Source organism: Streptomyces sp. YS-3 (assembly GCF_045257485.1).
Taxonomy (GTDB): domain Bacteria; phylum Actinomycetota; class Actinomycetes; order Streptomycetales; family Streptomycetaceae; genus Streptomyces.
This window is the reverse complement of the sequence record NZ_JBJHPC010000290.1, coordinates 1-8,943: the sequence shown is the minus strand read 5'-3', so window position 1 is coordinate 8,943 and position 8,943 is coordinate 1. Positions and strand designations below refer to the sequence as shown.

The 8,943-nt window shown below is 72.3% G+C and carries 8 protein-coding genes; 7 read left to right on the top strand and 1 reads right to left on the bottom strand.

Features of this window, described 5'->3' with window-relative positions; translation table 11 throughout:
• Nucleotides 1-268 precede the first annotated feature (268 nt).
• A complete protein-coding gene (locus tag ACJA3G_RS22255; protein ID WP_406554788.1) occupies nt 269-1,888 on the top strand; it encodes a GMC oxidoreductase in 1,620 nt (539 codons plus the stop codon).
• 42 nt (nt 1,889-1,930) lie between these two features.
• Here the strand turns inward: ACJA3G_RS22255 and ACJA3G_RS22250 are convergent, their stop codons facing one another.
• Nucleotides 1,931-3,727 (bottom strand): AMP-dependent synthetase/ligase, encoded by a 1,797-nt coding sequence (locus ACJA3G_RS22250; protein ID WP_406554787.1) that lies wholly within the window; start codon nt 3,725-3,727, stop codon nt 1,931-1,933.
• 273 nt (nt 3,728-4,000) lie between these two features.
• Here ACJA3G_RS22250 and ACJA3G_RS22245 point away from each other — a divergent pair, with 273 nt between their 5' ends.
• From ACJA3G_RS22245 to ACJA3G_RS22220, 6 genes are all read left to right on the top strand, one after another.
• Entirely contained in the window at nt 4,001-4,762 is a 762-nt protein-coding gene (locus ACJA3G_RS22245) for a metallophosphoesterase (RefSeq protein WP_406554786.1), read from the top strand.
• 93 nt (nt 4,763-4,855) lie between these two features.
• Nucleotides 4,856-5,326, top strand: a complete 471-nt coding sequence (locus tag ACJA3G_RS22240) for an SRPBCC family protein (RefSeq protein ID WP_406554785.1) — start codon at nt 4,856-4,858, stop codon at nt 5,324-5,326.
• 2 nt (nt 5,327-5,328) lie between these two features.
• Entirely contained in the window at nt 5,329-6,519 is a 1,191-nt protein-coding gene (locus ACJA3G_RS22235) for an ArsA family ATPase (RefSeq protein WP_406554784.1), read from the top strand.
• Nucleotides 6,520-6,584: 65 nt separating this feature from the next.
• Nucleotides 6,585-7,061, top strand: coding sequence for a DUF5304 family protein (locus tag ACJA3G_RS22230; protein ID WP_406554783.1), 477 nt, complete (start codon nt 6,585-6,587; stop codon nt 7,059-7,061).
• A 66-nt stretch (nt 7,062-7,127) separates the two neighbouring features.
• Nucleotides 7,128-8,069: an ROK family glucokinase gene (locus tag ACJA3G_RS22225; protein WP_406554782.1), complete on the top strand. Its 942-nt coding sequence runs from the start codon at nt 7,128-7,130 to the stop codon at nt 8,067-8,069.
• A gap of 78 nt (nt 8,070-8,147) precedes the next feature.
• Nucleotides 8,148-8,943: endonuclease/exonuclease/phosphatase family protein (locus tag ACJA3G_RS22220; RefSeq protein WP_406554781.1), on the top strand; the 796-nt coding region annotated here is incomplete at its 3' end.

Sequence of the window (8,943 nt, the reverse complement as noted above, 5' to 3'; positions counted from 1 at the left end):
CTGTGAGGGGGCGGCCCGGCTGGCCGGGTGGTGGGGTGCGGGTCGTGTGTGGCCGCTCGCGCAGTTCCCCGCGCCCCTGAAGGCCTGTGGCTGAGCTGAGTTCTCCGGCTGCGGCCGACTACCTGAGGGGCGCGGGGAACTGCGCGAGCAACCCCCACCGGCCCGCAGACGAACCCCGGGCCCACCACACTCCCACCTCTGACGGTCACTCAGATTTAAGACAACGTGACCACTGGGCGGAAGCCCGAATTCCGCCCATGCTGCGCGCATGACAGCAAAACTGACGCGCCGTCACCTCCTGGGTCTCGGCGCCCTCCAGACGGCCGCCCTGCTCGGCCTGCCCAGAATCACCCTCGACCCCGCCCGCGCCGCGCAGGCGCAGACCATCACCCACACCCCCGCCCTGGTCATCGGCTCCGGCTACGGCGCCGCCGTCGCCGCGCTCAGGCTCGGGCAGGCCGGTGTCCAGACCCTCGTCCTGGAGATGGGGCGGCTCTGGGACACCCCCGCCCAGGACGGCACGGTCTTCTGCTCGACCTCCGCCCCGGACCAGCGCTCCATGTGGTTCCGCACCCGCACCGAGGCACCTCTCGCCACGTTCCTCTGGCTGGATGTCGTCAACAAGACCATCAGCCCCTACCCGGGCGTCCTCGACCGAGTGAACTACGGCGACATGTCCGTGTACGTGGGCCGCGGCGTCGGCGGCGGCTCGCTCGTCAACGGCGGCATGGCCGTCACCCCCCGCCGCGACTACTTCGCCCAGGTCCTGCCGGAGGTCGACGCCGCCGAGATGTACGCCACGTACTTCCCGCGCGCCAACGCCATGCTCGGCGTGAACTCCGTCGACCCGGCCTGGTTCGAGTCCACCGAGTGGTACAGGTTCGCCCGCACCTCCCGCAAGGCCGCCCAGAACGCCGGGCTGAAGACCGTCTTCGTGCCCAACGTCTACGACTTCGGCTACATGCAGCGCGAAGCCGCCGGCACCGCCACCCGCTCCGCGCTCGCGGGCGAGGTCATCTACGGCAACAACCACGGCAAGAGATCCGTCGACAAGACCTACCTCGCCGCCGCGCTGGGCACCGGCAAGGTCACCATCGACACCCTGCACCGCGCCCGCGCGATCCGCCGGGAGCCCGACGGCACGTACGTCGTCACCGCCGACCGCATCGACCTCACCGGCAAGGTCGTGGAGACCCGGGAGATCGGCTGCGGCAAACTCTTCCTCGGCGCCGGCAGCCTCGGCACCACCGAACTGCTGGTGCGCGCCCGCGCGAGGGGCACGCTGCCCGCCCTCGACCCGGCCGTCGGCACCGGCTGGGGCCCCAACGGCAACATCATGACCGCCCGCGCCAACCACGTGTGGGACACGGTGGGCGCCGACGAGGCCACCATGCCCGCCCTGGGCATCGACGACTGGGACAACGCCGCCAGCCCCGTCTTCGCCGAGATCGCCCCGCTGCCGATGGGCTTCGAGCACTGGGTGAGCCTCTATCTGGCGATCACCAAAAACCCCCAGCGCGGCACCTTCTCGTACGACCCGGCGACCGACTCCGCGAAGCTCAACTGGACCAGGGCGCAGAACCAGCCCTCGGTCGACGCCACGAAGAGGCTCTTCGACCGGATCAACCTCAGGAACGCGACGATGTACCGGTACGACCTGTTCGGTAACGGCACCCCGTTCGCGGACGGTTTCTGCTACCACCCGCTCGGCGGCTGCCCGTTGGGGCGGGCGACCGACGGCTACGGGCGGGTGAAGGGGTATCCGGGGCTGTACGTCACCGATGGAGCCCTCATCCCCGGCTCCATCGGCGTCAACCCGTTCGTCACGATCACGGCGCTCGCCGAACGCAACGTCCAGCGCGTCCTCGCGGAGGACCTCCCGGCCTGATCGGACCCGCCTGGTCGGTCCGGCCCGATCGGTCCGGCCTGATCAGTGGGCGTAGATCGCCTCGATCTCGTCGGCGAAGTCCTTCGCCACGACATTGCGCTTGAGCTTCAGCGACGGGGTGATGTGCCCCGCCTCCTCCGTGAACTGGGAGGTGAGAATGCGGAATTTCCGCACCGATTCCGCCTTGGAGACCGCCGCGTTGCCGTCGTCGACCGCCCGCTGCACCTCCGCCAGCAGCTCCGCGTCCTGCCGGAGCGAGGCCGCCGAGGAACCGGCCGGCTTGCCGTGGTCCGCGGCCCAGTGGGCCAGGAACTCCTCGTCGAGCGTGACCAGCGCGCCCACGAACGGCCGCCCGTCACCGACCACCATGCACTCCGCGACCAGCGCGTGCGCGCGGATGCGGTCCTCGATCACCGCCGGGGCGACGTTCTTGCCGCCCGCCGTGACGATGATCTCCTTCTTGCGGCCGGTGATCGCGAGGTAGCCGTCCTCGTCGAGGGTGCCGATGTCCCCGGTGTGGAACCAGCCGTCGGCCAGCGCCTCGGCGCTCGCCGCCTCGTTGTTCCAGTACCCGGTGAACAGGTGCTCGCCGTGCAGCAGCACCTCGCCGTCGTCCGCGATGCGCACCACGGAGCCCGGCAGCGGCTGCCCGACCGTACCGATCTTCTGGCGGTCCCACGGGTTGAACGCGGTCGCGGCGCAGGACTCGGTGAGGCCGTAGCCCTCCAGGACCGTGAAGCCGATGCCCCGGAAGAAGTGGCCGAGCCGCTCGCCCAGCGGGGCGCCACCGGAGATCGCGTACTCGCCCTTGCCACCGAGCACCGCGCGCAGCTTGCTGAAGACCAGCCGGTCGAAGACCTTGTGCTTGATCTTCAGGCCGAGCGAGGGGCCCTGCGGGGTGCCGAGCGCGCGGCTGTAGGCGATGGCGGTGTGCGCGGCCTTGTCGAAGATCGCGCCCTTGCCGTCCGCCTGCGCCTTGGCCCGCGCCGCGTTGTAGACCTTCTCGAAGACCCGCGGCACACCGAGGATCAGCGTCGGCCGGAAGGAGGCCAGCTCGTCGGTGAGGTTCTTGATGTCTGGTACGCAGCCGAGCTTGATCGGCGCCATCACCGACGCCACCTCGACGAGCCGCCCGAAGACATGGGCCGCGGGCAGGAAGAGCAGGACCGAGCACTCGCCGGTGCGGAAGAGCGGCTTGAGGCGCTCGACCACGTTGCCGCACTCCGCGAAGAAGGCGCGGTGGGTCAGCACACAGCCCTTGGGGCGGCCGGTGGTGCCCGAGGTGTAGACGATGGTCGCCGGGTCGTCGGCGTGCGCCGAGGACATCCGCTGGTCGAGCAGTTCGTCCGAGATGTCCGAGCCGCCCGCGGTGAGCTGCGCCACCGCGTCCGCCTCCAGCTGCCAGACGCCCTTGAGGGCGGGCAGCGCCGACTGCACGGCGGTGACGGACGCCAGGTGCGCCTCGGTCTCCACCACGCACAGGGTCGCGCCGGAGTCGCCGAGGATCCACTGGATCTGCTCGGGCGAGCTCGTCTCGTACACGGGGACGGTGACCGCGCCCGCGCTCCAGATGGCGAAGTCGAGCAGCACCCACTCGTAGCGGGTGCGGGACAGCAGGGCCACCCGGTCGCCGGGCTCGACGCCGGCGGCGATGAGCCCCTTGGCCACGCCGCGGACCTCGGCGAGGAACTGGGTGGCGGTGACATCGGTCCAGCGTCCCGCGACCTTGCGGCCCATGACCGCGACATCGGGATGCTGAGCGGCATTGCGGCGGATCAGATCCGTCAGGTTGCCGTCCGTGGGGACCTCGTACAGGGCCGGAAGGCTGAACTCGCGCAAGACTGCTGCTCCTCATCGGGCGCCGGTGCCACGGCTCTGTGTGACGCACCGGCTGCGGTCCAAGATCGGGCAGGTGCCCGGAGCAACTTGTTGGGGGTCTGCTCCGAGCACGACTGGACTGCCCGGACGTTACCCACCGGTAGTGGGTTCCCGATAGGGGGTCCTGGTCAGATGTTCGCTGCGTCACACGGATTTCGCGCCGCTTGGCGCACAGTAGTCCACTCCTTTCGCGACTCGGAAGTAACCGCAGGTCCGGCCGCCTAGGGTGGCTGCATGCGAGTACATGTGATCAGCGATGTGCACGGAAACGCCGAGGGCCTCGCGAAGGCGGGCGACGGCGCGGACGCCCTTGTCTGCCTGGGTGACCTCGTCCTTTTCCTCGACTACGCCGATCACTCGCGCGGGATCTTCCCCGACCTCTTCGGCGTCGAGAACGCCCACCGGATCGTCGCCCTGCGCACCGCCCGCCGCTTCGAGGAGGCCCGTGAGCTGGGCCGCTCGCTGTGGGCCGGGCTCGACCGGGAGGCCGCCATCGAGGCGGCGGTCCGCCGGCAGTACGCCGAGATGTTCGCCGCCTTCCCCACCCCGACGTACGCCACCTACGGCAATGTCGACATACCGACCCTCTGGCCGCAGTACGCCGGTCCGGGCACCACGGTCCTGGACGGCGAGCGGGTCGAGATCGGCGGCCGGGTCTTCGGCTTCGTGGGCGGCGGACTGCGCACTCCGATGCGCACGCCCTACGAGATCTCCGACGAGGAGTACGCGGCCAAGGTCGAGGCGCTCGGCGAGGTCGACGTGCTCTGCTCGCACATCCCGCCGGACGTTCCCGAGCTGGTCTACGACACGGTCCCCCGCCGCTTCGAACGCGGCTCGCGCGCCCTGCTCGAAGCCATCCGGAAGACCAGGCCCCGGTACTCCCTCTTCGGCCATGTCCACCAGCCGCTCGCCCGCCGGGTCCGGATCGGGCGCACCGAATGCGTGAACGTCGGCCACTTCGCCGCCACTTCCCGGCCCTTCGCGCTCCAGTGGTGAGCCGGGCACCGGCGAGAGGCCCCGGCGGCACGCGATAGCCTGCACGTCTACCGACCCCCACACACCGGCCCGCGCACTGGAGGAGCCACGACGATGGCGGAACACACCAGCTCATCCATCACCATCGAGGCGGCACCCGCCGAGGTGATGGGGGTGATCGCCGACTTCGCCCGGTACCCGCAGTGGACCGGAGAGGTGAAGGAGGCCGAGGTGCTGTCCAAGGACGCCGAGGGCCGCGCCGAGCAGGTCCGTCTGGTGCTGGACGCGGGCGCCATCAAGGACGACCACACCCTCAAGTACACCTGGGACGGCTCCCGCAAGGTGAGCTGGAGCCTGGTGAAGTCCCAGATGCTGCGCTCCCTCGACGGCTCGTACAGCCTCGCCGACGCCCCCGGCGGCCACACCGAGGTCACCTACCAGCTGACCGTGGACGTCAAGATCCCCATGCTCGGCATGATCAAGCGCAAGGCCGAGAAGGTCATCATCGACCGCGCGCTCGCCGGTCTGAAGAAGCGCGTCGAGAGCGGCGCGGCCGGCACCGCCGACGGGACCGAGAAGGCCTGAGGATGCGTACGGTCCTCGTCACCGGTCCCGGCGGCGCGGGCCGCACCACCGTCGCCGCCGCGACCGCGCTCGCGGCGGCCCGGCGCGGTGCGCGCACCCTGCTCCTGTCCGCGGACCGCGAGGACTTCGCGGACCGGCTCCCCGGCGACCAGGACGTGCCCGGTCTCGACGTCGTACGCATCGACTCCGCCGCCCACTTCCGCGGCGAACTGCTCGCCCTCCAGGACCGCGCCACCACCGCCCTGGAGCTCCTGGGCGCGGGCCGCCTCGACGATGAGGAGCTGACCGAGCTGCCCGGCGCCGAGCAGCTCGCCCTGCTCAGGGCGGTGCGCGAGGCGGCGGCCGGCGGCCACGACCTGGTCGTCGTCGACATGCCGCCGGTCCACCAGAGCATCGCCGCCCTCGCCCTGCCCGGGCAGCTGCGGCGCTATCTGCGCCGGCTGCTGCCGCCCGAGCGCCAGGCCGCCCGCTCGCTGCGCCCGGTCCTCGCCCAGCTCGCCGGGGTCCCGATGCCCGCGCAGTGGCTGTACGAGACGGCCGCGCGCTGGGACGCGGAGCTGGCCGCCGCCGAGGCCGTGTTCCGGGACCCGGCGACGACCGTGCGGCTGGTCGCCGAGCCCGGCGCGGCCGGTGTCGCCGCCCTGCGCACCGCCCGGCTCGGGCTGGCGCTGCACGAGATCACCCCGGACGCGGTGATCGCCAACCGGGTGCTGCCCACCGGTTCGGCGGACCGTTTCCTCGCCGCGCTCTCCGGGCACCAGCAGTGCGCGCTCAAGGAGCTGGCCGAGGAGTTCGAGGGCGTACCGCTGTACGAGGTCGCGCACCTGGGCCGCGATCCACGAGGACCCGACGGGCTCGACGACCTCGACGGGCTCGACGAACCGGTCGCCGGGAGCGGTCCGTGGTCCGAGGACGCGGGCGCCTGCGCACCGGCCCCGGCCTGGCGGGTCGAGGACCGGCTGGCCGACGACGGCGTCCTGGTGTGGCACCTGCCGCTGCCCGGCGCCGACCGGGACCGGCTCGGTCTGGTGCGGCGCGGCGACGAACTCCTGCTCACCGCCGGACCGTTCCGCAGGATCGCCCCCCTGCCCTCCGCGCTGCGGCGCTGCACGGTCTCCGGCGCCGGGCTCACCGACGGCGTGCTGAGGATCCGGTTCACCCCGGACCCCGATCTGTGGCCCCGGACGTCCTGAACGCCGTACCCCCGTTCGGGTAACGTCGAGAGGACAGACCCTTCTCCCTCAAGCTGGAGTCCGCCATGAGCGAAGCCACCGAGCGCCCCGCACCCGACGCGGATGCCTGGGCCGACGCGTGCGCCGAGGACCTCGCCGAGGAGAAGGCGCGCCGCCGTGCCGCCTACGGGACGCAGCCCGGCTCGGCCGCCGAGGAGCTGCGCCGACTGGTCGACGCCGTCGCCGACAAGGTCTCCTCCCTGCAGTCCTCGCTGCCCGGCATGGCCGCGCAGAGCGCCGTGCAGCAGCTGATCGGCCAGGCCAGGGCGGTGGTCGAGCCGGTCATCGAGCGCAACCCGGACGTCTTCGACCACCTCGCCGCGGCCGGCGGCGAGCTGCTGGCCGCCTACCGCTCGGCGGTCGAGGGCGCCGAGCGCCGCTGGACGGCGGGCGGCCCGGCCGACAGCGCGCCCGGCGGGGCGTCCGGCGGCGCGTCCGGCGGGGCGAAGAAGGACGACGGCGGAGCGGGCGGGGGCCCGACCGAGCACATCGACCTGGACTGACTGACCGGTGCCCGCCCTCGGGTACGGTGGGCCTTAGCGGGGCTCGACCGAAAACTGAGGGACTTAATGGGACTCACCATCGGCGTCGACATCGGCGGCACCAAGATCGCGGCGGGAGTGGTCGACGAGGAGGGCCACATCCTCGAGACGCACACCGTGCCCACGCCGCTGACCGCTGACGCCATCGTGGACGCGATCTGCGCCGCGGTCGAAGGAGCCGGCAAGGGGCACCAGATCGACGCCGTCGGCATCGGCGCCGCCGGATACGTCGACGACAAGCGCGCCACCGTCCTCTTCGCACCCAACATCGACTGGCGCCACGAGCCGCTGAAGGACAAGGTCGAGCAGCGGGTCGGGCTCCCCGTGGTGGTGGAGAACGACGCCAACGCGGCTGCCTGGGGCGAGTACCGGTTCGGCGCCGGCCAGGGCCACGAGGACGTCATCTGCATCACCCTCGGCACCGGCCTGGGCGGCGGCATCATCATCGGCAACAAGCTGCGCCGCGGACGCTTCGGCGTGGCCGCCGAGTTCGGTCACGTCCGGGTGGTGCCCGACGGACTGCTGTGCGGCTGCGGCAGCCAGGGCTGCTGGGAGCAGTACGCCTCGGGGCGCGCGCTCGTTCGGTACGCCCGCCAGCGCGCCAACGCCACCCCCGAGAACGCCACGATCCTCCTCGGCCTCGGCGACGGCACCATCGAGGGCATCGAGGGCAAGCACATCAGCGCCGCCGCCCGGCAGGGCGACCCCGTCGCGGTGGACTCCTTCCGTGAACTGGCCCGCTGGGCGGGCGCGGGCCTGGCCGACCTGGCCTCGCTCTTCGACCCCTCGGCGTTCATCGTCGGCGGCGGTGTCTCGGACGAGGGCGAGCTGGTCCTCGACCCGATCCGCAAGTCGTTCCGGCGCTGGCTGATCGGCGGCCAGTGGCGTCCGCACGCCCAGGTGCTCGCGGCCCAGCTCGGCAACAAGGCCGGTCTGGTCGGCGCGGCGGACCTGGCCCGCCAGGGCTGAGTCGCCGCCCCCGTACGGTGGTTGAGCGCCCGCCGCGTCCGTCACGGACGCGGCGGGCGCTGCTCTATCTTGTGCCCCATGCCGCTCACCGATCTTCCCGCGTCCCGTACGGAGAACGGCTCGGCCGTGATCCGTGTCCTCAGCTACAACATCCGCTCGATGCGCGACGACACCGCGGCGCTGGCCCGGGTGATCAGCGCCTGCGACCCGGACCTGGTCCTCGTCCAGGAGGCGCCGCGCTTCTTCCGCTGGCGCAAGGCCGCCGCCCGGCTCGCGGCGGCGAGCGGCCTCGTGGTCCTCAGCGGCGGCGCCACGGCCGCGGGCCCGCTGCTGCTGTGCTCGCTGCGGGCGGTGGTGGAGCGCACCGAGGACGTTTTGCTCCCGCTCACCCCGGGCCTGCACCGACGCGGCTTCGCCTCGGCGGTGGTACGGGTCGGAGGCGCCCGGCTCGGCGTCCTCAGCTGCCATCTGAGCCTCCAGGCGGAGGAGCGGCACACCCAGGCGGGGCTGCTGCTCGACCACCTCGCGGCGCTGGACGTGCCGCACGCGGTCGCGGGCGGAGATCTGAACGACCGCCCCGACGGCCGCGCCTTCCGCCGCCTCGCGGACGGCCTCCAGGACTGCTGGGCGGTACGGCCCTGGGGCGGTGAGTACACCTCGACCCCGGCCGACCCCCATCAGCGCATCGACGCGGTCTTCGCCACGGCGGGTGTGGAGGTGTACTCACCGCCCCAGGGCCGTACCGCCCAGCAGTCCTGGAGGCCGTCCGCGAGGCGGCGGAAGGCGCGGCCGTCGGGGCGGTCGTTCAGATCTCCGCCCGCGACCGCGTGCGGCACGTCCAGCGCCGCGAGGTGGTCGAGCAGCAGCCCCGCCT

Bases quoted from the DNA above. Each gene is read 5' to 3' on its own strand.
- ACJA3G_RS22255 (WP_406554788.1), top strand. From the start codon at position 269: ATGACAGCAAAACTGACGCGCCGTCACCTCCTGGGTCTCGGCGCCCTC.
- ACJA3G_RS22245 (WP_406554786.1), top strand. From the start codon at position 4,001: ATGCGAGTACATGTGATCAGCGATGTGCACGGAAACGCCGAGGGCCTC.
- ACJA3G_RS22240 (WP_406554785.1), top strand. From the start codon at position 4,856: ATGGCGGAACACACCAGCTCATCCATCACCATCGAGGCGGCACCCGCC.
- ACJA3G_RS22235 (WP_406554784.1), top strand. From the start codon at position 5,329: ATGCGTACGGTCCTCGTCACCGGTCCCGGCGGCGCGGGCCGCACCACC.
- ACJA3G_RS22230 (WP_406554783.1), top strand. From the start codon at position 6,585: ATGAGCGAAGCCACCGAGCGCCCCGCACCCGACGCGGATGCCTGGGCC.
- ACJA3G_RS22225 (WP_406554782.1), top strand. From the start codon at position 7,128: ATGGGACTCACCATCGGCGTCGACATCGGCGGCACCAAGATCGCGGCG.